The sequence below is a fragment of the Clostridioides sp. ZZV14-6150 genome (assembly GCF_020657875.1).
In the GTDB taxonomy this organism is placed as follows: domain Bacteria; phylum Bacillota; class Clostridia; order Peptostreptococcales; family Peptostreptococcaceae; genus Clostridioides.
Genome location: NZ_JAGWDA010000011.1, coordinates 16,626 through 42,532 on the forward strand (window position 1 = coordinate 16,626; position 25,907 = coordinate 42,532).

General features: G+C 28.0%; 22 protein-coding genes. 20 read left to right on the plus strand and 2 right to left on the minus strand.

What is annotated here, in order from left to right; translation table 11 throughout:
- Positions 1–10 precede the first annotated feature (10 nt).
- From KGF41_RS13320 to KGF41_RS13345, 6 genes are all read left to right on the plus strand, one after another.
- Positions 11–1,402 carry a YfcC family protein gene (locus KGF41_RS13320; protein ID WP_227433860.1) on the plus strand — a complete coding sequence of 464 codons (1,392 nt, stop codon included), beginning with the start codon at positions 11–13 and terminating at the stop codon, positions 1,400–1,402.
- Positions 1,403–1,415: 13 nt separating this feature from the next.
- Positions 1,416–2,603 carry a M20 family metallopeptidase gene (locus KGF41_RS13325; RefSeq protein ID WP_227838960.1) on the plus strand — a complete coding sequence of 396 codons (1,188 nt, stop codon included), beginning with the start codon at positions 1,416–1,418 and terminating at the stop codon, positions 2,601–2,603.
- A 266-nt stretch (positions 2,604–2,869) separates the two neighbouring features.
- Positions 2,870–4,879: a sigma-54 interaction domain-containing protein gene (locus KGF41_RS13330; RefSeq protein WP_227830073.1), complete on the plus strand. Its 2,010-nt coding sequence runs from the start codon at positions 2,870–2,872 to the stop codon at positions 4,877–4,879.
- A gap of 246 nt (positions 4,880–5,125) precedes the next feature.
- Positions 5,126–5,878 (plus strand): gamma-glutamyl-gamma-aminobutyrate hydrolase family protein, encoded by a 753-nt coding sequence (locus KGF41_RS13335; protein WP_304521243.1) that lies wholly within the window; start codon positions 5,126–5,128, stop codon positions 5,876–5,878.
- Positions 5,879–5,915: 37 nt separating this feature from the next.
- Positions 5,916–7,235 carry an APC family permease gene (locus KGF41_RS13340; RefSeq protein ID WP_227856733.1) on the plus strand — a complete coding sequence of 440 codons (1,320 nt, stop codon included), beginning with the start codon at positions 5,916–5,918 and terminating at the stop codon, positions 7,233–7,235.
- 388 nt (positions 7,236–7,623) lie between these two features.
- The gene (locus KGF41_RS13345) at positions 7,624–8,778 is read left to right on the plus strand and encodes a glycerate kinase (RefSeq protein WP_227830070.1); all 1,155 of its coding nucleotides are present in this window, start codon (positions 7,624–7,626) and stop codon (positions 8,776–8,778) included.
- A gap of 146 nt (positions 8,779–8,924) precedes the next feature.
- Here KGF41_RS13345 and KGF41_RS13350 read toward each other — a convergent pair whose 3' ends face one another.
- Positions 8,925–10,838, minus strand: a complete 1,914-nt coding sequence (locus KGF41_RS13350) for a PTS sugar transporter subunit IIA (protein ID WP_227842815.1) — start codon at positions 10,836–10,838, stop codon at positions 8,925–8,927.
- A gap of 254 nt (positions 10,839–11,092) precedes the next feature.
- Here KGF41_RS13350 and KGF41_RS13355 point away from each other — a divergent pair, with 254 nt between their 5' ends.
- From KGF41_RS13355 to KGF41_RS13390, 8 genes are all read left to right on the plus strand, one after another.
- Positions 11,093–11,410, plus strand: a complete 318-nt coding sequence (locus tag KGF41_RS13355; RefSeq protein ID WP_227842816.1) for a PTS sugar transporter subunit IIB — start codon at positions 11,093–11,095, stop codon at positions 11,408–11,410.
- Between the two features lie 22 nt (positions 11,411–11,432).
- Positions 11,433–11,804, plus strand: coding sequence for a hypothetical protein (locus KGF41_RS13360; RefSeq protein ID WP_227842817.1), 372 nt, complete (start codon positions 11,433–11,435; stop codon positions 11,802–11,804).
- 301 nt (positions 11,805–12,105) lie between these two features.
- Positions 12,106–12,858: a MurR/RpiR family transcriptional regulator gene (locus tag KGF41_RS13365; protein ID WP_227830066.1), complete on the plus strand. Its 753-nt coding sequence runs from the start codon at positions 12,106–12,108 to the stop codon at positions 12,856–12,858.
- Between the two features lie 102 nt (positions 12,859–12,960).
- Positions 12,961–13,881 (plus strand): 1-phosphofructokinase family hexose kinase, encoded by a 921-nt coding sequence (locus tag KGF41_RS13370; RefSeq protein WP_227830065.1) that lies wholly within the window; start codon positions 12,961–12,963, stop codon positions 13,879–13,881.
- A gap of 2 nt (positions 13,882–13,883) precedes the next feature.
- Positions 13,884–15,812 (plus strand): PTS fructose transporter subunit IIABC, encoded by a 1,929-nt coding sequence (locus tag KGF41_RS13375; protein WP_227856734.1) that lies wholly within the window; start codon positions 13,884–13,886, stop codon positions 15,810–15,812.
- A gap of 19 nt (positions 15,813–15,831) precedes the next feature.
- Complete coding sequence (gatY, locus tag KGF41_RS13380; RefSeq protein ID WP_227842819.1) at positions 15,832–16,707, plus strand: tagatose-bisphosphate aldolase subunit GatY; 876 nt, start codon at positions 15,832–15,834, stop codon at positions 16,705–16,707.
- A gap of 627 nt (positions 16,708–17,334) precedes the next feature.
- The gene (locus KGF41_RS13385; RefSeq protein WP_227830062.1) at positions 17,335–17,715 is read left to right on the plus strand and encodes a nucleotidyltransferase domain-containing protein; all 381 of its coding nucleotides are present in this window, start codon (positions 17,335–17,337) and stop codon (positions 17,713–17,715) included.
- Positions 17,705–18,133 (plus strand): hypothetical protein, encoded by a 429-nt coding sequence (locus KGF41_RS13390; protein WP_227842820.1) that lies wholly within the window; start codon positions 17,705–17,707, stop codon positions 18,131–18,133. Before KGF41_RS13385 ends, KGF41_RS13390 begins: the two co-directional genes overlap by 11 nt.
- A 344-nt stretch (positions 18,134–18,477) precedes the next feature.
- Here KGF41_RS13390 and KGF41_RS13395 read toward each other — a convergent pair whose 3' ends face one another.
- Positions 18,478–19,044: a CD3073 family putative ECF transporter S component gene (locus KGF41_RS13395; RefSeq protein WP_227830060.1), complete on the minus strand. Its 567-nt coding sequence runs from the start codon at positions 19,042–19,044 to the stop codon at positions 18,478–18,480.
- Positions 19,045–19,212: 168 nt separating this feature from the next.
- Between KGF41_RS13395 and KGF41_RS13400 the strand changes: the two genes are divergently transcribed.
- The 6 genes from KGF41_RS13400 (at position 19,213) to KGF41_RS13425 (ending at position 25,772) form a co-directional block, all read left to right on the plus strand.
- Positions 19,213–19,734 (plus strand): CD3072 family TudS-related putative desulfidase, encoded by a 522-nt coding sequence (locus KGF41_RS13400; protein WP_227856735.1) that lies wholly within the window; start codon positions 19,213–19,215, stop codon positions 19,732–19,734.
- A 39-nt stretch (positions 19,735–19,773) separates the two neighbouring features.
- Positions 19,774–19,962 (plus strand): hypothetical protein, encoded by a 189-nt coding sequence (locus KGF41_RS13405; protein ID WP_413906973.1) that lies wholly within the window; start codon positions 19,774–19,776, stop codon positions 19,960–19,962.
- 696 nt (positions 19,963–20,658) lie between these two features.
- Positions 20,659–21,858, plus strand: a complete 1,200-nt coding sequence (locus KGF41_RS13410; protein ID WP_227856736.1) for a S41 family peptidase — start codon at positions 20,659–20,661, stop codon at positions 21,856–21,858.
- Positions 21,859–22,343: 485 nt separating this feature from the next.
- The gene (locus KGF41_RS13415) at positions 22,344–22,835 is read left to right on the plus strand and encodes an HTH domain-containing protein (protein ID WP_227856737.1); all 492 of its coding nucleotides are present in this window, start codon (positions 22,344–22,346) and stop codon (positions 22,833–22,835) included.
- Positions 22,836–23,111: 276 nt separating this feature from the next.
- Positions 23,112–23,864 carry an ABC transporter ATP-binding protein gene (locus KGF41_RS13420; protein ID WP_227838930.1) on the plus strand — a complete coding sequence of 251 codons (753 nt, stop codon included), beginning with the start codon at positions 23,112–23,114 and terminating at the stop codon, positions 23,862–23,864.
- Positions 23,865–25,772 carry an FtsX-like permease family protein gene (locus KGF41_RS13425; protein ID WP_227856738.1) on the plus strand — a complete coding sequence of 636 codons (1,908 nt, stop codon included), beginning with the start codon at positions 23,865–23,867 and terminating at the stop codon, positions 25,770–25,772.
- Positions 25,773–25,907: the final 135 nt, after the last annotated feature.

Sequence of the window (25,907 nt, forward strand, 5' to 3'; positions counted from 1 at the left end):
GAGATTAAAAATGAGCAGTTTAAAAAAGAAAAAGTTTACTATGCCACAGACACTTACTATAATATTTTTACTAATAGTAGTAATGGCAGTTCTTACTTGGATAGTGCCAAGTGGAAATTTTGAAAGGGTAGATATAGACGGAAGATCGGTTGTTGTAGCTGGAACTTATGAAAAAGCAGCATCAAATCCACAGGGAATTACTGATGTATTTACAGCACCTATAAATGGATTTATAGATGCGGCTGAAGTAGTTGGATTTGTTTTGATAGTTGGAGGAGCTTTTGGAATAGTTAATAAAACAGGAGCTATAGAAGCTGTTATAGCTCATACTGTAAATAAAATGAAGAGATTCCAATTTTTAATAATACCTATATCAATGATTCTATTTGGATTAGGTGGAACAACATTTGGAATGAGTGAAGAAACACTACCTTTTTATATGATATTTATTCCACTCATGACCAGTATGGGATATGATTCATTAACAGCAGTAGCGACAGTATTTATAGGAGCAACAGCTGGATTTGGAGCAGCTACTACTAATCCTTTCTCTGTAGGAATAGCACAAGCATTGTCACAAATAACACCAGGTTCTGGGATAGAGTTGAGAGTTGTTATGTTTATAATATATATGGCTATATCTATAGGATTTGTTATGATGTATGCCAATAAAGTTAAAAAAGACCCTAAAAAGTCTTTAGTACATGGTATATCATTGAATCAAGAATCAATGGCTAATACTGATACAAACATAAAAGAATTTACAAAAAGAGAAGCTATGGTAATAGCAATTTTCACAATAGGTATGGCAATTATGATATATGGAGTTTTAAAGCTAGGATGGTACATAACTGAAATTGCAATGATATTTACAGCTATAGGTATAATATCAGGAATAGCATCAGGGCTTAAACAAGATGACATAGTCAATTCATTTATAAGTGGAGCAGGAGATTTAATGACAGCAGGGTTATGTATAGCATTTGCACGTGGAATAGTAATAATAGCAGAAAATGGATTTATAATAGATACAATTTTAAATTCTGCCGCAAATTTATTAAATGGACTTCCAAAAACTATATTTATAAATTTAACTTTCTTAATAGAAGGTTTAATAGCATTTTTTATACCATCAGCATCAGGACTTGCATCACTTACAATACCTGTACTTGCACCACTTGGAGACTTAGTAGATGTATCTAGACAAATGATAGTTACAGCTTATCAATTTGGTATAGGTGTAACTAATTTAATAACACCTACATCAGGTGTTTTAATGGGAGCACTAGCAGTAGCTAATATTCCTTGGTCAAAGTGGGTTAGATTTGTAATGCCTTTAATGGTAGTATTAACAATTACTGTAATGGTATTTTTAACAATAGGATTATTTGTTGGATTCTAATAGGAGGTATATTATGATTGAAAGTATAAAGAAAAGAGCTTATGAGATAGAGAATGAACTGGGAAAAGAAATTGAAGAAGTATGTGATTTTATATTTAACAATCCAGAGTTAGGAGAAGAAGAATATATATCATCAAAGTACTTAGTAGAGAAAATGAAGGAATATGGATTTGATACAACTTATCCGTACTGCAATATGGATACTGCTTTTAGAGCAGAGCTAGGGGATAACGATGGTCCAACTATAGCATTTTTAGCTGAGTATGACGCACTACCTGGATATGGGGAAAATAAAGAACCAGGTCATGCTTGTGGACATAACTGGATTGCTGCATCTACATTAGGTGCTTGTATCGTACTAAGTAAGTTAAAAGAAAATTTTAAAGGAAAAATTGTACTAATAGGAACACCAGCTGAAGAGACAACAGGAGGAAAGTGTGATTTAGTTAAAGCAGGAGCTTTTGATGATGTTGATGTAAGTTATCAGATGCATATAGAAGCTTTTAATAACATAAACTGCAAGGCTTTGGCAATAGACTCAATAGAGTTTAGTTTTGAAGGTGTATCAGCACATGCAGCTAGCCACCCTCATATGGGAGTTAATGCATTAGATGCAGTACAACTTACTTTTGCAGGAATAAATGCACTAAGACAGCATGTAAAATCAGATGTTAGAATACATGGGATAGTTTCAAATGGAGGAGAAGCTCCAAACATAGTTCCAGAAAAAGCAGCCTGTGAGTTTTTCGTAAGAGCTGCTGAAAGAAGTTATTTAGATGAAGTAACTAAAAAAGTTATAAACTGTGCGAAAGGTGCAGAGCTAATGACAGGAGCTAAACTTTCTTATAGATACTTTGAAAATTCTTTTGACAACATAATTAATAATAAGGTGCTTCAGAATATAACAAAGAATAATTTAATTGAAGCAGGTATAACGGATATATTAGAAGGAAAAGAGGGGCCAGTAGGTTCTACAGATATAGGAAATGTAAGCCAAGTTTGTCCTACTATGTATACAGAAATAGCTCTAGACATAAATCCAATGGTATATGTTCATGAAAAAGAGTTTTTAAATTATGCAAATTCTGAGGAAGCTTATGATAAACTCCACAAAGCAGTAAAGGCAATGGTAGGATGTGCGTTAGAAATTTATCTAGAAGATGGACTACTTGATGAGATTAAGAAAAATCACTTAAATTAAAAATAAAACAAAGGGGTATTACCGAAAAGTTGGTAATACCTCTTTATTTTTTGATAGAAGTCATATTTTTGTAGATTCTATAGATAAAGTTATATTATTTATCTAATCTTAATCATATAATAATATTTCTAAGTCAATATTAAATAAAAATAAGTAATCTATCAATTTGGCATAACTTTTGCTTTATACTAAGTTAAAAGATTTTGAACTATATTAGAACTATTAAAATCTCACATAATATAAACAAAAGAAAGGATAGATTTATAATGAAAACAATAGCAGTAGTAACTGATGGATTATCTAAATTAGAATGTTTTTTAAATAAAAATCTAAAGCTAATATTTAAAGATAAAGTAAAAATAAAAAATTATTATTTAAATAGAATAACAGAAGAAGAATTGATAAAAGATGACATAATATTAGTAATGATAGATGATAGAGTATTAAAAATAAAAAAATATGTAAAGGATGTCTCAAAAATAATAACTATAAACAGGAGTATAAAGCAAAGGGATATATACAAGTTATTTTCATTACCAGAAGGAATAGATGTATTAGTAGTAAATGATAATAACCATACTGTATTAGAAACAATATCTAATTTATACAATATAGGAATAAATCACTTAAATTTTATACCATATAATCCTAATGAAGAATATAGACACATTAAGATAGCTATAACACCAGGAGAGAGAGAGTTAGTTCCTGAATATATTAAAGAAGTTATTGATTTAGGACATAGATATATTGATAGTTCAACATTTATTCAAATAATAGCAAAGCTTAAACTAGATGATAAAGAAATTACTGAAAGGTTAATTAAATATACAGATGAAGTGATTAGTTTATATTCAGGTATAAATACTAAATATAAAGAACTTACTATAAAAGCAGATGAATTAAACTCTATAATAAACCTATCAAATTTAGGTATGGCAATGATATCAGAGAAGGAAAATATAATTATTTGTAATGATAGTTTGAGTGATACACTAGATATTCAAAATGATATTATAGGAAAAAATATAGATGAACTAGAGAATGAAAATATTAAAAAGATTTTTAGATTAAGTAAGGCACATGATGAAGTTATAAAGTTTAATAATAAATATTTAAATGTAAATAAGTATAATATAGAAAGTTTTGGAAGGGTGACTGGATATTATTTTTGTATTCAAGAAATAACTTACATAAGGAAATTGGAACAAAACCTATCAAAGAAGCTTAGAGAAAAAGGGCAAGTTGCTAGGTATACCTTTGATGACATAAAAACAGTATCAGTAAAAATGGAAAGAACTAAAGAGCTAGGTATGAAAATAGCGGAATCTGATTATACAGTTCTTATAACTGGAGAAAGTGGAACAGGAAAAGAACTCATGGCTCAGTCTATTCATAATGCATCACCAAGACATAGTCAACCATTTATAGCTATAAACTGTGCAGCTATGCCAGAAAATTTACTTGAAAGTGAACTTTTTGGATATGAAGAGGGTGCTTTTACAGGTGCTTTAAGAGGAGGAAAAAAAGGTTTATTTGAGCAAGCTAATAATGGAACTATATTTTTAGATGAAATAGGAGACATGCCTATATATTTACAAAGCAAATTACTTAGAGTATTACAAGAGAATCAAGTCATGAGAGTTGGGGGAGAAAATGTAATAGACACTGATGTTAGAGTAATTGCAGCTACAAATAAAAATTTATTAGAAATGATAAAAAAAGATAGGTTCAGAGCTGATTTATATTATAGGATAAATGTATTGCCTATAAACATACCACCTTTAAGGGAGAGAAAAGAAGATATAGAAGTTATGTTAAAGTATTTTATGAAAAGGAAGAGGGAAATTAGTCAAGATGTTCAAGACATTATTAATGCATATGAATGGCCAGGGAATATAAGAGAGTTAAAAAATACAGCTATGTATATTAACATTATGAGTTCTGAGCATGTTATTTTAATCAATGACCTACCTCATAACCTATTAAATATAACTGAAGATTATAGTAAAGAAATAAGTACATTAAAAGATAGAACATCTATAGAAAAAGTAAGGTTAGTAATGGAATGCTTAAAAAATGCCAATAACCTTAATAAAAACATAGGTAGAAATGGTATTGTTAATTCAATAAATGAATTAGGTTATAATATAACAGAAGGTGAGGTAAGGGGAATACTTAATATACTTAAAGAACTAGATTTGATAATATGTGAATCAGGTAGAAAGGGAAGTGAGTTAAATAGAAGAGGGAAAAATATATTAAATAGTATTTAATAGGTCAATAAAAAGGAAAATATAAATGCCTATTTTGCCCATTAATTAGACTTAAGACTATTCAAAAAAGCCGAATTAAACAGGATTAAAATAAAATGTAAATTAGTAGAATGATTTATATAACTGCTGCCTTAGAAAAAGTATTTTAAAAATAAATTAGAATTTTTAAATAAATAAAATATTGGTATGCTACTTGCTCTTTAACAGAGAAGTAGCATTTTTTATTGTTCATAAATAATTTAAGGGGTGAAGAAAGTGATTAAAAAGAAATATCCAGTAATAGGAATATCAGGAAACTTATTAATTGATGAAGGGGGGATGTTTCCTGGTTATGAAAGGGCTTATGTAAACAATGACTATATACAGTCAGTAGTTATGTGTAAAGCTATACCATATATTGTACCAATTGTATATGATGATGAGATTATAAAGGAACAAGTATCAAATATAGATGCACTTATACTATCAGGAGGGCAAGATGTAAACCCTCTCATATGGAAAGAGGAACCTCATAATAAGCTAGGTGCAATATCACCCAAAAGAGATGGTTTTGATATGAAGTTATTAAAACATGCTTTAGATATGAAAAAACCAGTGTTAGGTATATGTAGAGGGGAGCAAATAATAAATGTAACTGAGGGAGGAAGCTTATATCAAGACTTATCTTTAATTGAAGGAGCTTACATAAAACATAATCAGCAACATTTATCTAATATACCTACACATACAGCGCAGATAAAAGAGGGTACAAAGTTGTATGAAATATTAGGAGAAAAAGAAATCTTAGTTAATAGTTTCCATCATTTAGTTGTCAATAAGGTAGCTCCAGGATATATTGTTTCAGCTACTGCTAAAGATGGTTTAGTTGAAGCTATAGAAAAGGAGGGAAATGAGTTTGTAATAGGTATACAATGGCATCCAGAAATGATGACTAAGGATTGTGATAATATGAAAAAAATATTTATGGCGATAGTTAAAGAAGCATCTAAAGAAAAATAATTATAACTATATTTAAGTTGGGTTTGGAGGAATAACAATGAAAAAAAGCGTTAAGTTAGGTTTCTGGAGTATTGTATTATTAGGGATTAATGCAATAATAGGGTCAGGTATATTTGGTTTACCTGGAGATGCTTATACAAATATAGGTCCAGCAAGTATATTAGTACTAGTTTTTTGTATGTTTTTAGCTGTCTCTATTGCTTTATGTTTTGCTGAAGCAGGGAGTTGGTTTGATACTGATGGAGGGCCATATCTTTATGCAAAAGAGGCATTTGGAGATTTTATTGGGTTTGAAGTTGGATTTATGAAGTGGATAGTTAGTATGATTGCTTGGGCGACTATGGCAAACTTTTTTGCAGTTACACTATCATCTATATGGCCTCAAGCAGCCGAGCCACTTATTAAAAATATAATAATTGGTATATTAGTTGGAGGGCTTGGGCTTATAAATTTTATGGGAATGAAGCAATCTAAGCATTTAAATAATATAATGACTATAGGAAAATTATTACCAATAGTTTTATTTATAGCTATAGGTTTATTCTTTATAAAAGGTTCTAATTTTACACCATTTGTAATAATACAAAAAGGTCAAAGTACATCATCAGCTTTTGTAGCAGTATCAATAACTTTATTTTATGCTTTTACAGGGTTTGAATCTTTAGCTGTTGCAGCAAAAGATATGGAGAATCCTAAGAAAAATGTACCTAAGGCATTAGTGATGGTAATGTTTGTGGTATCAGTAATATATATGCTTATATTGGGGATAAGTATAGGTGTATTGGGAGATGGATTAAGAGGGTCAGCGACTCCTGTTGCAGATGCTGCTATTAAAATGTTAGGTCCTATAGGTGGATATATAATTACAATAGGGACTATAGTATCTGTTGGAGGTATAAATATTGCATCATCTATATTTACACCAAGGTCTGCTGCTGCTTTGGTTGAGCAAGGATTAATGCCTAAGTCTATAAGAAAAACTAATAAAAATGGAGCTCCATATATAGCAATTATAGTATCTGTTATAGGAACTTTATTAATAGCATGGTCAGGGTCATTTACAACATTATCTCAAATAAGTGTTGTATCTAGATTTATTCAATATATTCCTACCTGTCTAGCTGTATTAATATTAAGAAAGAAGTATGCTGGTAAAGACATAAACTTTAGGATACCTGGAGGAGCAATTATACCAATATTTGCAGTAGCTATAAGTGTAGTATTATTGATAAAAGCAGGTATTGATGAACCAATGAAGATAGTTTGGGGACTAGGTGGTATGATAATTGTAGTTCCTATATATTTCTATATGACTAAGGTATACTCAAAGAAATATAATGATATTGAAGTCAAGTAATCCTTATAATTATTAGATAGTAAAATTACGAGGATTGTAATAAATTTTCTATCTATAAATTGGATGCAGAAATATAATCATGTGAGTGATTTTTTTGTACTTTAGCTCCAGTATTGAAATTAACAAAGAATTATATTTATATGTATTTCATAAGGATACTTTTGAATTGAGGATAAGCGGTATAACATTTTGGTGTTATACCGCTCTTTGCATAAATAACTTTATTTTTTTACTGATCTAGTTGCATAAAATGATGGAATATTAAATTCATCTAATAAGAGATGTCTATAAAGAAGAAACTGTATGTACAAAGAAAGGAGTAGAGTATAAAATAGAGTTTAAACTAAAACTTATAAAATTGTATGGTTAAAATAAGGAGCAGATAAAAATGAAAGTATTAATTTCTATAGATTCCTTGAAAGGAAGTTTATCTTCAATCGAGGCAGCAAATGCAATAAAAAAGGGAATATTAAAAGTAAAAAAAGATGCAGAAGTAAAAATATTGCCACTTGCAGATGGTGGTGAAGGGACAGTAAATGCTTTAGTTCAAGGAATGAATGGGAAAAAAGAAACTATAGAGGTTACTGGACCCATAATTAAGAAAGTAAATGCGACATATGGATTATTAAAAGGTACAAATACAGCAATAATAGAAATGGCTCAAGCCTCAGGATTAACATTAGTTCCAACTGAATTTAGAAATCCTTTATATACCACGACTTATGGTGTTGGAGAAATAATAAAGGAAGCAATAAATAAAGGCTATAGAAACTTTATAGTTGGAATAGGTGGAAGTGCTACTAATGATGCTGGGGTAGGTATGCTTCAAGCTTTAGGATTTGAGTTTTATGATGAAAACAACAACTTAGTAGGGTTAGGTGGAACAGTTTTAAATGAAATAAGACATATAAAAGTAGATAATAGATTAAAAGAATTAGATGAATGTAATTTTAAAATAGCTTGTGATGTAAACAACCCACTGTTTGGAAAAAATGGAGCTGCGTACATATATGGACCTCAAAAAGGTGCGACACCAGAAGTAGTTGAACAATTAGATAATGGACTTAGAAATTTTTCTAAGGTAGTAAAAAGTAACCTAAATAAAGATGTAGCTAATGTAGAAGGCGTAGGAGCAGCAGGTGGATTAGGTTTTGCATTTTTAGCGTTTTTAAATTCAAAATTAGAATCAGGAGTAAAAATAATATTAGATGAAATTAAATTAGAAGATGAAATAAAATGTGTAGACCTTGTTATAACAGGTGAAGGTAGATTGGACAATCAAACTGCTATGGGCAAAGCGCCAATAGGAGTTGCAAAACTAGCCAAAAAGTATGGAGTAAAAGTAATAGGTTTAGCTGGGGCAACGACAGAAGATGCAGTTAAGTGCAATGAAGAAGGGATAGATGCTTATTTTTCTATAGTAAATAGGGCTATGACAATTGAAGAAGCAATGGATAAAGAAACTGCAAGTAATAATATGACTGCTACAACAATACAAATATTTAATCTTATAACTAGTATACAACAGACAAAAAATAAGTAGTATTTAAAAGTAAGTGGTATTAAAATTAAGATATATTGAGTAAAAAGAAAGCTGTCACATATGAATTTAGATTTTTTCAGTGTGACAGCTTAATTTATTTTGTATTAATAATTTTAATAATATGTATTGTGAACAAATTAATGAATTTAGATGCTTTGAATAAGATAAGCTATTCTATTCATAAAACTACTATAACTATCTGCTTTAGTGAGCTCTTTTACATTATTCCACTCAGATAGTATTTCAATAAAACTTTCAAATATGTAATTGAATCTTTCTTTTTCTTTTTCGTTTATAGGTATCATGGCTATAATTTGAACTTTTTCCTCTCCCCATTTAACTGGTTTATCGTTTACAATTAAACAGACTCCAGTTTTTAAAGCATTCATTTTCATACTATGAGGAATTGCTACATTGTTATTAAACGCAGTTGAAGACATATTTTCTCTTATAAGAACGTCATCTATATAGTTAGGCTCAACATATTTATTTTCATATAGTACATTTCCCATAAATCTTATATAATCTTTAGCACTGTCTAAATATATGTTTTTCATAAATAAAGATTCACTGAAGTACATTTCTAAATGATTTTGTACAGTAAGTATATTTTTTCTTTCCTTAATCTGAATAAATTTACTTTGAATATTGTCATAATCTTTTCTGTTTGGATAAGGATTTATATAGACAAAAGGTAGAGGACATCTATCACTAATTGGTAAGGTAGTAATAACCATATCTACTTTGCTATCAAAGTCTAGATTATGAATGTCTGAAAAAATCTGAATAACTTCTATAGATTCATTAAATCTTTTTTCGAGGTCTCTCACTATTTTGAGTTGTAAGTCATAGTAATTTGGAGTAATTAATGCACAGAGAACTTTATCTTCTAGTAGTTTTTGCCTATCAAAAAATGAGCCTACATGAAGAGATATATATGATATCTCATCTTCATCTATCTTTATATCCTCTAAAATTTGAATTTGATTACAAATATAAACAGAAATATCATATATTAGAGGATAGGAATCTTTTAACTTTTGAGGTATTTGATTTCTCAAAACTTGATTATTATTGGCCCTACTTACTAAGTTTTTTACATGAAGAGTAAATCTCACAACGAATTCATCATCAGATAAATCTATAAAATATAAATCATATACATTTTTAATTATTTTTTTAGTTAAATCAACGAAATGTTCATTTATATAATTAGATAATGATTTAGTATCCATTTGATGGTAGTTTAAGACTGTGGTTTTGTTTGTTAACTGAAATACTAAATAATATAGTTCTGCACTAGTTAAAGTTATATCGTATTCAGACTCTAAAAAGCTCGATATATCTTTTGCTATATTTATATCTATATTATTGTCTATGTAGTTTACTACTTCACCTGATTCTATGTAATTATTCTTTTTTATCCTATCTATGGTTATCATTAGATGAAGAAGTATGTTATTTATAGCATATTCATTTGTAAATAAATTGTACTTTTTTAATATATGTATTACATTTTCCTTTAGTTTAGTTAGATTATATTCCTGATATATTTTTTGAACATCAAATAAACTTAAAAAGTCACTTCCTGTTTCTTTAAATATTATAGAACTCATTAATTTGCGTTTTGAAGACTCATCTCCAACTAGTTTTAGTAAAAATCTTGATTGTTTTATTTTTAAATTATAATTTTCTATAAATTTATTAGCTTTGACTATATCACCTTCAATGGTTGCTGAGCTAACAAATAATTCTTCACTTAAATCAAATATATTAATTCCTTTACTGTTAATGATAAGTTCCTTTAAAATTAAATTTAACCTATTAGCAGGTGATGCATTTTCTGAACTATCAATTTTAGTTTGACAACTACTATTAAGATTTACTTTATATCCTTTTTTAGAGGACAATATAATTTCACCAGTAGAATTAATCTCATTTACATATTTTCTAATTGAACGTGTTGATACGTTAAGATAATTAGCTATTGTAGATGAATCTATCCAATCATGTTGCGTTTTTATGAAATTTAAAAATAACTCTTTTTTAGATGTTTTCATCAATATCCCCTCACATAGTTTTTAAAATAAAATCTGTATGATATGATATATTGTATAATTGAATGTACGTATTATAAAGTACATTATACTATATATTAACATGTCTAGTTAAGAGTAAATGATTTCCTATTGTTAGGAACTATATTTATGTTAAAGGAACTTATTTAGGAAGTACAATATAAATATAATCAAATAAAAATAAAAAAAATTCATTAAGAAGTAAATTAATGAATGAAGATATTGGAGGTATTATTATGAAAAATATAAGAGTGTTATTAGCATGTGGTTCAGGAGCAAGTACAGGGTTTATGGCAACTAGTATGAGAAAGAGTGCAAAGAAAAAGGGGATAGAAGCAGATATAAAGGCTAGAAGTGAGTCAGAAATAGATAAATATTTACCAGAGATAGATTGTTTATTATTAGGGCCACATCTAGACTATATGAAAGATGAGATTCAAAAAAGAGCAGATGAGTATAACGTTCCAGTAGCATGTATATCTAAAATTGCATACGGGAGATTAGATGGTGCAAAAGCTTTAGAAGAAGCACTAGAGCTAATATCAAATAAATAAAATATTTATAGGGAGATTATTTATGAATAAATTTATAGATTTATATACATACTTGCTACTGAATTTTAATATAGGGAGTTTAGATATTATTATTAGAAATATAAGTTTTCTCATGGGTCATATACTTATGTGTGGTGGATTTGCAATGCTTATAAAGTTTGATATTGGAATGAGTCCTTTAGATGCAATATTAATCCATATTGAAAATAACTTTAAATATTCATATAAAGTTTTAAAAACTACAGTAGATGTACTATTTTTAATTCTAGGTGTATATTTAGGTGGAAATTTAGGATTTGGAACTCTATTTTACATATTATGTACAGGGACCACAATTTCAATTTTTAGTAAATTAATCTCTACTAATAAAAAAATATACTTTTCAAATATATAAACTGATAAATGGATAAGTATGAGATATATCTGTGAATCGTATTCAATAATTTAAGTCGCTTGAAGACTGAAAATCTTGTAATTGCTCAATTTTGATGATTGAGCAATTACTTTTTTATTGTGATATAACATAATGATAATATAATAAACTAAAGTATAAAATTATAATATTATAAATTTATATATATAGACATTGACTAAATCATAATTGTGTATAAAAATAAGTAATTAAGAGGTAATATATTATTATAATATGTGATAAATTTAGACAAATAAAACCTATATATAAGGAGAGCGAAAATATGATAATTGAGTTAAATAAAAGAAATTCTGAAAATCTAACAAAAACAGAAATGGAAATAATTAAATTTATAAATCAAAATGAGTCGATATTATCAGAATTGTCCATAGTAGAGATTGCTCATGAAACATATTCGTCTCCAGCAACTGTTTCAAGAGCAATTAGAAAATGTGGTTTAAATGGATTTAATGAACTTAGATATAGATTGACAGTAAAAGATGAAAATAATGATATACACAATATGGGGGATATAATAAACAAGTCTTTTATAGAAGCACAACGAGTTATAGAACAAATATCTTTAACTACACTAATTAATATAATAAAAACTATAAATGAATCTAGTAAGATATACGTCCTAGCAAGAGGTCTTACTGAATATGTAGCAAAAGAGTTTAGCCTTAAGTTACAATTGCTTGATTTCAATGTGTTTTTCATAAATGACCCTAATATAATGAAAATAAAATCTAAATCAATGAAAGAAGATGAACTTATAATCATATTTTCGTTGAATGGAAATACTAAAGAACTTGTAGAATCAGCACAAAATGCCAATTTAGGTGGAGCCAAAGTTATAACATGTTGTTGTAGTGAAAATGCAAAACTTATAAAGTATTCTGATTTATATATTGTAGGATATAAGCATTATCATATATCTATATCTGAATATGAAGTGTCTTCTAGGTTGCCCCTGTACATTATATCTAGGATAATTATAGATTATATGGTCAAATATAATAATTCTGGAAATTAAATTGAAAAAGTCTATGAAAATCTATTTTCTATTTATGAAAAGATTTTCATAGGCTTTTTTATTATAATGAAAACATACACAACAGAAGTAAGGGGGAAGACAATGATATATACATTAACCACGAATCCAGCAATAGATATGAACATATCTACTAATGGTATAAAAAGTAAATTAGTAAATCGTACATCAAATGCTACATATTCTCCTAATGGAAAAGGTTTAAATGTAACATTTGTACTAGGTCATTATGGTATAGAGTCTAAGATATTAGGTTTTTTTGGAGGATTCTCAGGAAAATATATAGTTGAAGAAAGTGAAAAGAAAGGGTTTGATGTACTACCTACATGGGTAGAAGATACAACTCGTATAAATATATTTTTAAATGATGGAAATGATGAGTTTAAATTTGTAAACTCTGGGTCATATGTAAATGCAAAGCAAAAATTAGACATGCTAGAGAAGCTAGAGTCATTAGAAGATATAAGTTATTTGTCAATAAGTGGAAGTTTACCACCTGGTATTGATGAGAATTACTATGAAGATATATTTGAGATTTGTAAAAATAAGAATATAAAAACAATACTTGATATAAGTTCGCCGAAATTAAATGAATTATTAGAATATAATCCATATTTGATAAAACCAAATGATGAGGAAATCAAAGATATATTTGGAATTATCGTAAGAGATGAAGAGGATATTAAGGATGTACTTAAGTTTCTACATTTAAAAGGAGCTCAAAATATATTACTAACATTAGGAGAAAAAGGTTCTTATTTTTACAATGGAAAAGCAATTTATTATGCTAGTGCTCAACCAGTTACAGTTGTTAGTTCTGCATGTGCTGGTGACTCTGCATTAGCTGCTTTTTTAAGTATATGGCTAGAAAATCCAGAAGATATTGAAGATGCATTAAAAAGGTCTGCGGCAACGGGTGCAAGTGTGGCTGAAAGTAATGGTATAGGTAATTTGGCGAATGTAGAAGATTACATAAAAAATATAAAAGTAAGAAAGGTGGTATAAAAATGGGGAAGAAGATAATCCTTGGGGTAACAGGTTGTCCAACTGGAATTGCTCATACATTTATGGCAGAAGAAGCATTAAAAAAATCAGCTAAAGAATTAGGATGTGATATAAAAGTTGAAACAAATGGCGCCATAGGTGTAGAGAATAAATTAACAGCAGAAGATATCGAAATGGCAGATGCAATAATAGTTGCTTGTGATAAAAACGTTGATATGGATAGATTTAATGGAAAACCAGTAATAGAGGTGCCTGTAAAAGAAGGTATACACAAAGCTAGTGAGCTTATAAAAAAGTGTATTGATGGTAAAGTACCAGTTAGAAAAGGAAGTACATCAAGTAACAAATTTACAGAAGAAGGTAATTTATCGTTTGGTCAAAAGTTATATAAGGACTTAATGAATGGGGTATCTCATATGCTACCTTTAGTAGTAGCAGGTGGAGTGCTAACTGCTATATCATTTTTGTGGGGAATTTATTCATTTGACCCAAATTCAGAACAGTATAATCAGATAGCAGCTACATTAAAATCTGTTGGTGGATATTCTATGAATTTGATGGTTCCTGTATTAGCAGCATTTATAGCTCAATCTATATCAGGTAGACCTGGTATGTTGGCAGGGCTTGTTGGAGGAATGATATCGTTTGACACAGGTTCAGGGTTCTTAGGTGGAATTATATCAGGATTTTTGGCAGGTTATGCAGTTAAATTATTCGTGTATTTATTGAGAAAATTACCAAGACAGTTGGAAGGACTTAAATCGATTTTTATAATTCCTATAGTCAGTGTAGGTGTTGTTGGTATATCTATGTTGTTACTTGGAGGACCATGTTCAGCACTTAATAATGCTATGATGAATTTCCTTTCAGGATTACAGAACTCAAGCCCTATAATCTTGGGATTAGTAATAGGGTGTATGTCAGCATTTGATATGGGAGGTCCAGTAAATAAAGCAGCATATGTAACTGGAACTATGCTTCTAGGTCAAGGAAACTACTTATTCATGGCAGGTGTATCTGCAGCTTGTATAACACCACCATTAGTAATAGCTATAGCATCTACTTTATTTAAAAATAGATTTACAGAAGAAGATAGAGCAGCAGGACTGATTAATTATATACTAGGTAGTACTCATATAACAGAAGGAGCGATACCTTTTGCGGCAAAGAATCCACTGAAAGTCTTGCCAGTACTTATGATTGCATCATCAATATCAGCGATTTTAACTTACATAATGAAAATAGAGGTACCAGCTCCACATGGAGGATTTTTAGTCTTAGGATTAGTAAATAAGCCACTTTTATGGGTAGGATGCATACTTGTAGGTTCATTAGTAGGAGCAATACTTTATATGATGGTTACACCTAAGGTAGTAAATAACAATAATACTACAGAAAATACAAATGAAATTAAAAATGGACATAAAAATGAAAATAAAAATACAAATACAAAATTGGAAAACGTATCTAATAACATATCTTTGTATAACGAAGAAACAGTAGTTTTAGATGTTAAAGGAAAAAATAAAACAGATGTAATTGATGAAATGGTTGAAATACTTGATAAATCGGGTGTTCTTTTAGATAAAAATAAATTTAAAGAAGAAATTCATAAGAGAGAAGAAATATCATCTACAGGTTTTGGTATGGGCATAGCGATACCACACGCAAAAACAGATGCAGTAAAAGTACCACGTGTAGCAGTTGGTGTATCAAAAGAAGGGTTTGATTTTGAATCGGAGGATGGAAGTCCAGTACATATTATATTTATGATAGCAGCTACAGATAATGGTGATAATTTACACTTAAAGACATTGTCTCAACTATCTGCAAAGCTAATGGATGAAGAATTTTTAAATGCGCTAATAAATAGTAAGACAAGCATAGAAATAGTATCAAAATTAAATAATGAAGAAATTAAATCATTATAAATATATAGGAGGATGAATTATGGCATTAGTGACAACTAAACAAATATTATTAGATGCACAAGAAGGGCATTATGCAGTAGGAGCATTTAATGTTGAAAATATGGAGATGGTTATGGCAGTAATAGAAGCTGCTGAAGAACTTAAATCACCTGTAATACTACAGACAACACCTTCAACAATAAAGTATGCAGGATTGGATTATTATTTAGCAAATGTAAAGGTAGCATCAGAGAAGGCAAGCGTTCCTGTAGCAATGCACTTAGACCATGGTTCAAGTTTTGGGCTAGCAATGCAGGCACTTAGAGTTGGATATACTTCTATTATGATTGATGGTTCTCATGAAAGTTACGAAGATAATATATCAGTATCTAAAGCTGTTGTAGATGCATGTACACCTTCAGATATACCTGTTGAAGCTGAATTAGGTAAAGTTGGAGGTAAGGAAGACGATTTAGATGGTGGTGATGGTGGAGCATATACAGACCAACTAGAAGCAAAAGAATTTGTAGAAAGAACAGGGGTATCATCTTTAGCAGTAGCAATAGGTACGGCACATGGGTTATATAAGGGAGAGCCAAAGCTTGATTTAGATAGATTATCTGAAATTAGAGAGGTTGTATCAGTTCCATTAGTGTTACATGGTGGGTCTGGAATACCAGATGAGATTATTAAAGAATCTATAAAAAGAGGAATTTGTAAGGTTAATTATGCAACAGAGTTAAGGATTGCTTATAGTAATGGGGTTAAGGATGTGCTTAATTCTGACCCAGAGGTAATTGACCCTAAAAAATATGGTAAAAAAGGTTTAGATTCGGTTAAAGAATTTGTTAAGAGTAGAATGGAAGTTTGTGGATGTGTAGGAAAAGCAGTAGGGGCAGTGGAGTGTTATCAATAAAACCTAATCATAAATAAAAATAAAGTAAGAGGTCTATAATAAACCTCTTACTTTATTTTATATATTTAAGAGAGTAAGTGAGCAATATGGAATAAAGAAGATATTATTAATATAATAAAAATCTCTTCTTTCATTTTAATTTAATAGTAAAAAGACCATAATAGAGGAATAGTTATTAAAGTAGATGCTACTTCAATGATGAATATATGATAAAATAATTTTGTAGAGTATATATAATAATTATAAAATAAGATTGTTATGTTAATTTTTAAAATTAAAAAGTATAATAAAAAAGAAAATTTGATAATTATTTAGAGTGCTTTTTAATTGAGTGTAAAAAGTTACCAATTATTAAGAAGTATAACTAAAATATATATTCAAATTATTTTATGGAAAGTCGTATATAATTATAGATAAATTAAGACATAAAGCAGATAAGAGATTAGTATGAAAAGCAAATTTTTAGATGCAATTCAGTGATTCTGTTAATCAAGTAGATAAATGAAAACTAGAAATGAAAATTAGTTTAAAATAGTTATAAGATAACTTTAATTCATTAATGTAAAGAGCTTTTGAAGGAGAATTATTTAGCTAAGTAATATTACATAATAAATATGAGGTGATTAAATGAGAAATATACCAGATGAGATTAAAAACTCAATAATAAATATATTTCCAAAAGAAAATACTATGGCCATCATAATATTTGGTAGTTATGGAACAGATAGGCATACATCAGAAAGTGATATAGATATAGCATGGATTCCTATCAAAAAAGTATCAATTACAGAGCTTGCAACGAAAACAGAGGCTCTAAGAAATATATTAGATGTTGATGTAGACTTAAAGATTGTTACAGATAACTATACAATAGCACTTAGAAAGGCTATTTTAGAAGGTGATGTTATTTATGAATCTAAAGATTTTAAGGATTATATAAATAATTTCTATTTTGAAAATAGTGATGTAATAGATATCTTAGATTGGAGGGATATGTATGGTAATTAGAAATAAATTGTCTTGGAGTTCAATAGAAGAAGTAAATAGAGATTTTGGTTCTTGTTTATATGATTTGCAAAACTTCAAAATACTATATACTAAAGAAGAAATGCCTGAATTATGGGCTAGATATATAAAAGAAGGTTTTAAAAGCTATATGGTATCATTTCTAGAATTAACAAAAGCAATGCTGTATTATAAATCAACTAATTTAAATATAAAATCTAAGACCTTCTATGATTATCTCTTGGCTTGTGAGTATCATAACTTATTGCCCCAAAATTCTTCTATTGTTATAGAAACACTTAGAAAGTTAAGAAATGATGATTCTCATGGATATGATATACCAGAGTTTGAAGATATGTATGAGTTGTTTACAGAAAACGAAGAGGTATTTGTTAGTATAAGAAATACTTGTAAAAAATGATTTTTAGGGAGACGCATTTTAACTAAGATGTAAAGGAAAGAAAAACCTTGAGTAACTTTGAGTTTTTAAAAGAAGTTAAATAAAATGTATCAGAGATAAGTTAGTAGTAGCAATTGGCTAATATCTTATTTGATTATAATAAAATAACAATACGACCTCTTAATACAGCTTTAGAATTTAAATTTATATTAAGAGGTTGTATTTAATTAAATTAATACAAATGTTGTATAATTAAATCATAAATACTAAAAGTTAATGAAGCCAAAATAGAAAATATCATTATACAAATATATGCATATAAATTTATTATAAAGATTAATAAATCATATATTATTTACAATTTATTAAGAAGAACTAGATGTACTCCTATTATATTGAGATATGAAACCTTTAGGCATTTTACTTATAAAATACACAACCATAATACAAGACAAAGGCTTGTCTACTATATTGCTAAGGATTCTTGGAAAGAATGCAGCAGTAAATATCTTCTGACCAGACTGAACTAAAAAACCGACCAATAAATCAGCACCACTTCCACTTAAACCACCAAACAATAAAACTGAAATAGGAGTACCAATTAAAGGACAAACAACAGATAGAATTAGTCCTGTAATAATAGCCTCCTTATAACCAAAACCTTTTTTCTTAGAAATATAACCAACGATAAGACCAAGAACAATATTTACAAGGGCAAAAGGTATATTCGTAGGGCCTGATATAACTCCTAAAACCAAGTTTGTACAGCCACCAATAAGAGCACCCCAAAAAGGCCCTAATACTACAGCTCCAAGCACAGTACCAACCGTATCTAAAAATAATAATGGTATATTTATCATAGATATAGCTATACCTAAAACAATGTTAATAACTATACACATTGAAGAAAATGTTATTTTCTTAGTATTCAATTATAATACCTCCTAAAAAAAATGTATATATTTTTATCATAGTATAGATTATAAAAGATTACTAATTGTATATTTCTATATAGAATACTATAAATATAGAGCAAATGAATAATATAATTATCAAAATATGTAGTATTATTAAAAGTGAGAATACTTAAGGAGAATATTATGAAAAGAAACAGAGAGATTGTAGTAGTTTGTCATTGTATATTGAATTGTAACTCTAAAGTAGAGGGTCTATCAGAATTTAAAGGTGCACAAAGTATAACAATAGATTTAATAAATAATGGATATGGAATAATTCAATTACCATGTCCAGAGATGATTTTGTATGGAATAAATAGGTGGGGACATGTAAAAGAACAGTTTGACAATTTGTTTTTTAGAGAACAATGTAGACAAATGCTAATACCTTATATAAGACAGTTTGATGAATATTTAAAAAATAATTATAATATAAAAAGTATCATTGCCATAGATGGTAGTCCAAGTTGTGGATATAATAAGACCTGTAGTTCTAAAAATTGGTTTGGTGAATTAAGTGGTTGCAAGGACTTGATGAATAAAATAAATGATGTCCAAATGGTAGAAGAGAAAGGTATTTTTATAGATGAGTTAGAACAACTACTTAATGAATATAATTTAGAAATACCTATAGTTGGATTTGATGAACTTAGAGAAGATAAGTAAGTGAAAATTTTATTGATATATGCTTAAGAAGTATGATAAATGCTAATATATATAAGCTTTAGTGAAGGTATAGGTAAAGACATAGTAGAAGGTAAGGTTGGATTTAAGGATTTAGAAGCTTATGCACTGAAAATGCCAGTTATAAAGAATAAGTCTGGAAGACAAGAAATGTTAGAAAATATGCTTAATAGGTATATATATGAAGTTGATACAATTTGTAACAAGTAGTTGTATTGTTATGAATCTTAGATGATTAAATAAAAACTAGGGAGTATTCTCTAGTTTTTATTAAAAAAATTATAAATAAGAGCATTCTTTATCAGTAAAAAATTGTCTGAAAGATTTTCTATTGATAGTGAGTTTTCAAATACCTTTGAGATAAAAGATATATAACACTAAGTAAAAAATAAGCTATAATAAACTTATCAAGAAGCTATATATGTATAGTTGCTAGTGGAGTTGCTTTACATAAAGAAAATATGGATAACAGTATTAGATGAAGAATAACTAAAAAGGAAAATAGGGTAAATAAGAACGTAGGGAGATTTTTGTTAGATAAATCTTCCTACGTTTTTATTTACAATAATTTTGAATGATGTTTGTTTTAGTTAGTAGTTTTGAGAAATATATAATGAGATAAGTGGTTACACTAATAAAGATTATATAAATATATATCTAAATATTTTTTGTTATATAGAAATACATTGTGTACGGTTAAAAGTTAGTGGCAAAAGTTATTATTAATTTGTTTATTAATATATAAATACAGATTAGAATTCCTTTGATAAAACTATAGAATAATAAATTTAAAATATATTTATGGATATATAAATTATAATGAAATATAATATATAAGTATTACTCTAAATATTTATAATAATATAATATATTAAAATATGAAGCTGGAAAGTTGATGAGAATTATATGAAAAAGAAAATATTGTTTTTAGGAATTATTTGTATATCTATAATTTTACTAGGTAATTCTACTTATTCCCAAAAGAAGCAACTATCTGAGAAAGAAAAGGTAGATGACTTTAAATATGTATATAATGTTATAAAAACGGGGTATCCTTACTTAGATGTAAATAAGAGACTTAATAATATTGACTGGTTAGAAAATGAGGATAAGTATATAAAAAGAATTAAAAATACTGAAAGTGATGAAGAATTTATAGAAGAAATGTCATCTATATTACCTGAATTAAACAATAAACATACTGAATTAATAGATAATAAAAACCGATATGAACTTTTTAAAAAATCATACTCTAATAATAATTGGTATGACTTTCTTAATGATAAAAAAGTTGTAGATAGATATGATTCTATAAATACTAAGATAAAAATGCCAAATGATATTTTTGTGAAAAAAGAACTAATTTTAGAAGATATAATTAAAGGCAAGGTTGGATACATGTATTTACCTGCAATGTCGCCACAAAATGGGTCAATAGATAAGGATTTAAAAATGATAGGAGATTATATTAATAATTTAGAAAAACATAAAGTTTTAATTATTGATATAAGAGGAAATTCAGGCGGAAGTGACAGGTATTGGAAAGGAATTGTATCTAAACTTATAAAAAATGATATAAAAATAGAGGGTTATAGGCTCTATAGAAATAATAACAAAATAGTAAAAAAATATACCAATGCAAGAAATATAAAATTAGAGCCTATAGAAAATCTACCAGTAGGTGTAAAGAAAAATGCACCAGAAGAAACTTTAAAAAATTTTAGTGATTTTGAAAAGACTTCTTATACTATAAATACTAATAATGATTTAAAATTTCAAGGTAATATATACTTACTTATAGACGAAAAAGTATATTCATCATCAGAGTCGTTTTCTATGTTTTGTAAAGAGACTAAGCTTGCAACTTTAGTAGGAGAAACTACTGGAGGTGATGGTGGAGGAATAGACCCTGTGTTGTTTGAGTTAAAAAATAGTGGTTTAATAGTTAGAATGTCAAGTTGTATGTATTTAAACAAAGATGGAATATGTGATGAAGAATTTAAAACTATTCCTGAGTTTAAAGTAAAAGACTGTAAAAGAACGATAAATTTTAAAGATGATAACAGTATAAAAAGGGTACTAAAGCTTGAAAATATCAATTATTAAATAACAATTAAATATTACTTTATACTGGAGAAAATAGAATTAAAAAATCAACGGTTTGAGATGTTATATTACTTCCAGCACTTGACCAAGGCAAACATATAAGAACAAGTAAAAATAGATTTCCAACCAGTGAATAACGCCACCTAAGTAGAGACTATAGGTGGCGTTTTCATATGGCAATAGAAAGGAGGAAATCCCATGAATCGACCTTTAGCATAGCTTGCCGTTTAGCGAAAACCAAAAGATTGCTCTATTTGACTACATCATTGAAAATTCAATTAAAATACGATATATTAAAAACATAACAAGCTAACCAAGATTGTAAAATGTGTTAAGTATATTTTAATTTGGGAATTTGAAACAAAAGAGGATTATGGAAAAGCATTACAAAACCTATATCAAAAATATGACAAACAACTTAATCATTGCTTAATTGTTTCTCACGATAAGTTAATTGGAGAACGTATTTACTAAGGAGAACTTTAATGCAGATTGAGCGTTTAGTACAAATGGTTTTTTATATAGTCAATCGTGAGCATATAACGGCTAAAGAATTGGCAAATTATTTTAATGTATCAACAAGAACAATATACCGCGATATCAATACTCTGTCTATTGCCGGAATACCTATCATATCTACAAAGGGAACAGGTGGGGGAATATCGCTAATAGACGGATATGCTCTCGACAAATCATTGTTATCTAAAGAGGAGCAACAGAATATATATCAGGGATTACAAATGTTACAGGTTATAAAATATCCTAATGCTGAAATTGCATTAAGTAAAATTAGTGATATTTTTAGAAATGTCTTGGAACCAAAATGGTTGAAAGTTGATTTTACATTCTGGCAAAGTGATGAAAATAAGATAAATAAAAGATTTTCAGAATTAATGTTAGAGTTAAATAAATCAAACAATTTTAGAATATTTGATAACTTTGAGGATGCTAAAAATTATATTTTAAATCTAAAATGACAGAAAATAATAAAATAATATAAGCAAAGCATTTAGAAGTATTGAATATAAAAATAAAATAAATATATATGATGAGTATTTAATAAGGAAATGGCATTTTCAGCATTAAAAAATTAATATAAGTAAAAATTTAAGAAACATATTTATTAATAACCTTTCTATGTTACAAAAGTGTAATATTGGTAGGCAAAATGTAATATTTACATAAGGATTTAACCGTACAAAACCTTTAAAATGAAGATATACTAAGAAGTGAGCAAACGGAGGTTATTAATTATGAAAGAAATATTAAAAATAAAGAATATATCAAAAGATTATGGTATAAAAGGATTTAAAACAAATGTACTAAAAAGTATATCTCTTACAGTTAATGAAGGTGATTTTATAGCAATAATGGGGCCATCAGGTGCAGGCAAAACAACATTACTTAATCTAATGTCTACACTTGACAAACAAACCTCAGGAGAAATAATACTCGATGGGATTGATATATCGAAAGTAAAAAATAATGAACTATCGAAATTAAGAAGAGAAAAAATAGGATTTATATTTCAAGACTATAACTTACTAGATAATATGACACTCATGAATAATATAGCACTTCCTCTGGCGTTAGGGAAAAAGAAAAGTAAGGAAATTGAAGATAAGGTATTTTCTATAGCCAAAAAATTTGGATTAGAAAATCATTTAGATAAATATCCATACCAATTATCAGGTGGTCAAAAACAAAGAGGTGCAGCAGCAAGGTCACTAATTACAAACCCAGCAGTAATATTTGCAGATGAACCAACGGGTGCTTTAGATTCTAAATCAGCTTATGAACTTTTAAACTCATTAGAAAGGATAAATAAAGAAAATAATGCTACTATTATAATGATTACACATGACCCTCTAACAGCAAGTTATTCAAATGAAGTATATATGATAAATGATGGAACTATAAAGTGTAAATTAAACAAAGGAAGTAGTAGAAAAGAATTTTATGGAAAAATTATGGATATGTTGGCCTCTATGGGAGGTGAAATGTAAGTGAGTGTACTTGGGATTGCTTATAATAATTTTAAAAGTAATATAAGAACTTATTTGGCATTTTTTATATCTATGGTCTTTTCAGTAGTTGTACTGACTAATTTTGAATTACTAAGATATGGTGATGCCATAAATGTATTGCAAGGAGAAAATCAGAAATTCACATTATCAGTGTTAATATCTGTAATAATAATATTATCAGTATTTTTATTTTTCTTTATATGGTATGCAACAAATATATTCTTTAAAAATAGGTCAAAAGAAATAGGAATACTATCTTTTATGGGGTTGGATTTATATACTATAGGAAAAATATATTTTGTAGAAAATATGCTTATAGGAATAAGCTCTTGTATAACAGGAATACTTATAGGGATAATAACATCTAGATTTTTCCAGGTAGTGATAATAAAATTATCTGGATTTGATATAAATGTATCCAATGGGCTTAGTATCAAAGCTATAATGTATGCCAGTTTGATATTTATTTCTATATTTATGATAATGACTATAAAAGGTTTTGTAACAATATGTAGAAGTAGTGTAATAAACCTAATTAACACATCTAAGAAGCAAGACAAAATACCAAAAGTAGGAATAGGATTATACATATTAGCCATAATATCAACTTTAGTATTAGGATGTGGTTATTATCTTTCTATGGATATACGCTCTGGAAACATAACTAGTGTAATGGCAGTTATAGTTATAATAATAATAGGTACTTATGGTCTATTTAAATCAGTTATGCCTGTTGTATTTCATATGATAATGAAAAATAAAAAAGTATTATTTAATGGAAATAATATAATTGCTATAAACAATATAAATTACAGATTAAATAAAAACTATAAAACTTACTCTATAATAGCTATAATTATAACTACTACAATATCAACCCTTGGTGCATCAGTTGCTATAAAACATCTACAACAAAATGCTCAAGAACAAAGAAATGTATATACTGTTAGTATAGTTTCAACAGATAGAAATGAAGTAAACAGAAAACAAATAGAAGATATAATCAAAGACACTAATAATATAAGGTATTCAGTAAATCCAGAACTAATTGCTTTAGAAAATCCAGATAGCAAATATGATTATGATAAATTAAATACAATAATGAAATACAGTGATTTTTACAATACTCTTAAAGTAAATGGAAATGAGGAAGAATTAAAAGAGTATGGCGAAAAACTAGTTAAAGGAAATAATGTAATACAGTTAAAAAGTCCTCAAACGATAGTAACATTAGCTAAAAAAGAAACCAGTGTGAACATTGATGGACAAGTATATAATATTACAAAAGGGGAAGTAAAAGTACCAGTATTAGGAACAGGGATTAATGACAGTATTATAGTAGTGAATGATAACATCTACTCTAAGTTAAAAGACAAAGGACAACCAATATATTTCTATGGAGCAAAAGTATCTGATGAAGAAAATAGCCAAAAGATGTTTGATAATATTGAAAAAAATTTAAGTATGCAAAGTGGCTACATGAGAAATGGATATAAAGCTCAGAACGAAAGTCAATGGATGAAATTTGCATATGTAGTGCTTGTATTTTTATTTTTAGTATTTACGCTTGTGGCTGGAAGTATAATATACATGAAAATATATAGTGATGCTTATGAAGATAGAGATAAATATAAAACTTTATTAAAGATAGGAACGACAGAAAAAGAAATAAATAAAGCTGTATTTAAAGAAGTAGCCATATTTTATACTTTACCAATGTTAAGTGCAACAATATCAAGTTACTTTGCATTAAGACTAGCAGGCAATTTATTAATGGCTGATTTATTTAGTATATATATATTGAGCTTAGTAATATGCTTAATAATATTTATAATATATGGAGCAGTATCTGTTAATAAGTTTAAGAAGGTAATATACGAAAATTAATCAACAAATCTATTAAAATAAAGGGGGTGTCTCAAAATGAACTTTTTAGTTCATGAGGCACTCTTTTTTGTATAAAATCAAATATATTTTCATCATTTCAACAATGAAAAAGAGGCTTATATCTATTTTGAGACA

Bases quoted from the DNA above. Each gene is read 5' to 3' on its own strand.
- KGF41_RS13320 (WP_227433860.1), top strand. From the start codon at position 11: ATGAGCAGTTTAAAAAAGAAAAAGTTTACTATGCCACAGACACTTACT.
- KGF41_RS13325 (WP_227838960.1), top strand. From the start codon at position 1,416: ATGATTGAAAGTATAAAGAAAAGAGCTTATGAGATAGAGAATGAACTG.
- KGF41_RS13330 (WP_227830073.1), top strand. From the start codon at position 2,870: ATGAAAACAATAGCAGTAGTAACTGATGGATTATCTAAATTAGAATGT.
- KGF41_RS13340 (WP_227856733.1), top strand. From the start codon at position 5,916: ATGAAAAAAAGCGTTAAGTTAGGTTTCTGGAGTATTGTATTATTAGGG.
- KGF41_RS13345 (WP_227830070.1), top strand. From the start codon at position 7,624: ATGAAAGTATTAATTTCTATAGATTCCTTGAAAGGAAGTTTATCTTCA.
- KGF41_RS13350 (WP_227842815.1), bottom strand. From the start codon at position 10,838: ATGAAAACATCTAAAAAAGAGTTATTTTTAAATTTCATAAAAACGCAA.
- KGF41_RS13355 (WP_227842816.1), top strand. From the start codon at position 11,093: ATGAAAAATATAAGAGTGTTATTAGCATGTGGTTCAGGAGCAAGTACA.
- KGF41_RS13360 (WP_227842817.1), top strand. From the start codon at position 11,433: ATGAATAAATTTATAGATTTATATACATACTTGCTACTGAATTTTAAT.
- KGF41_RS13365 (WP_227830066.1), top strand. From the start codon at position 12,106: ATGATAATTGAGTTAAATAAAAGAAATTCTGAAAATCTAACAAAAACA.
- KGF41_RS13370 (WP_227830065.1), top strand. From the start codon at position 12,961: ATGATATATACATTAACCACGAATCCAGCAATAGATATGAACATATCT.
- KGF41_RS13375 (WP_227856734.1), top strand. From the start codon at position 13,884: ATGGGGAAGAAGATAATCCTTGGGGTAACAGGTTGTCCAACTGGAATT.
- gatY (WP_227842819.1), top strand. From the start codon at position 15,832: ATGGCATTAGTGACAACTAAACAAATATTATTAGATGCACAAGAAGGG.
- KGF41_RS13385 (WP_227830062.1), top strand. From the start codon at position 17,335: ATGAGAAATATACCAGATGAGATTAAAAACTCAATAATAAATATATTT.
- KGF41_RS13390 (WP_227842820.1), top strand. From the start codon at position 17,705: ATGGTAATTAGAAATAAATTGTCTTGGAGTTCAATAGAAGAAGTAAAT.
- KGF41_RS13400 (WP_227856735.1), top strand. From the start codon at position 19,213: ATGAAAAGAAACAGAGAGATTGTAGTAGTTTGTCATTGTATATTGAAT.
- KGF41_RS13405 (WP_413906973.1), top strand. From the start codon at position 19,774: ATGCTAATATATATAAGCTTTAGTGAAGGTATAGGTAAAGACATAGTA.
- KGF41_RS13410 (WP_227856736.1), top strand. From the start codon at position 20,659: ATGAAAAAGAAAATATTGTTTTTAGGAATTATTTGTATATCTATAATT.
- KGF41_RS13415 (WP_227856737.1), top strand. From the start codon at position 22,344: ATGCAGATTGAGCGTTTAGTACAAATGGTTTTTTATATAGTCAATCGT.
- KGF41_RS13420 (WP_227838930.1), top strand. From the start codon at position 23,112: ATGAAAGAAATATTAAAAATAAAGAATATATCAAAAGATTATGGTATA.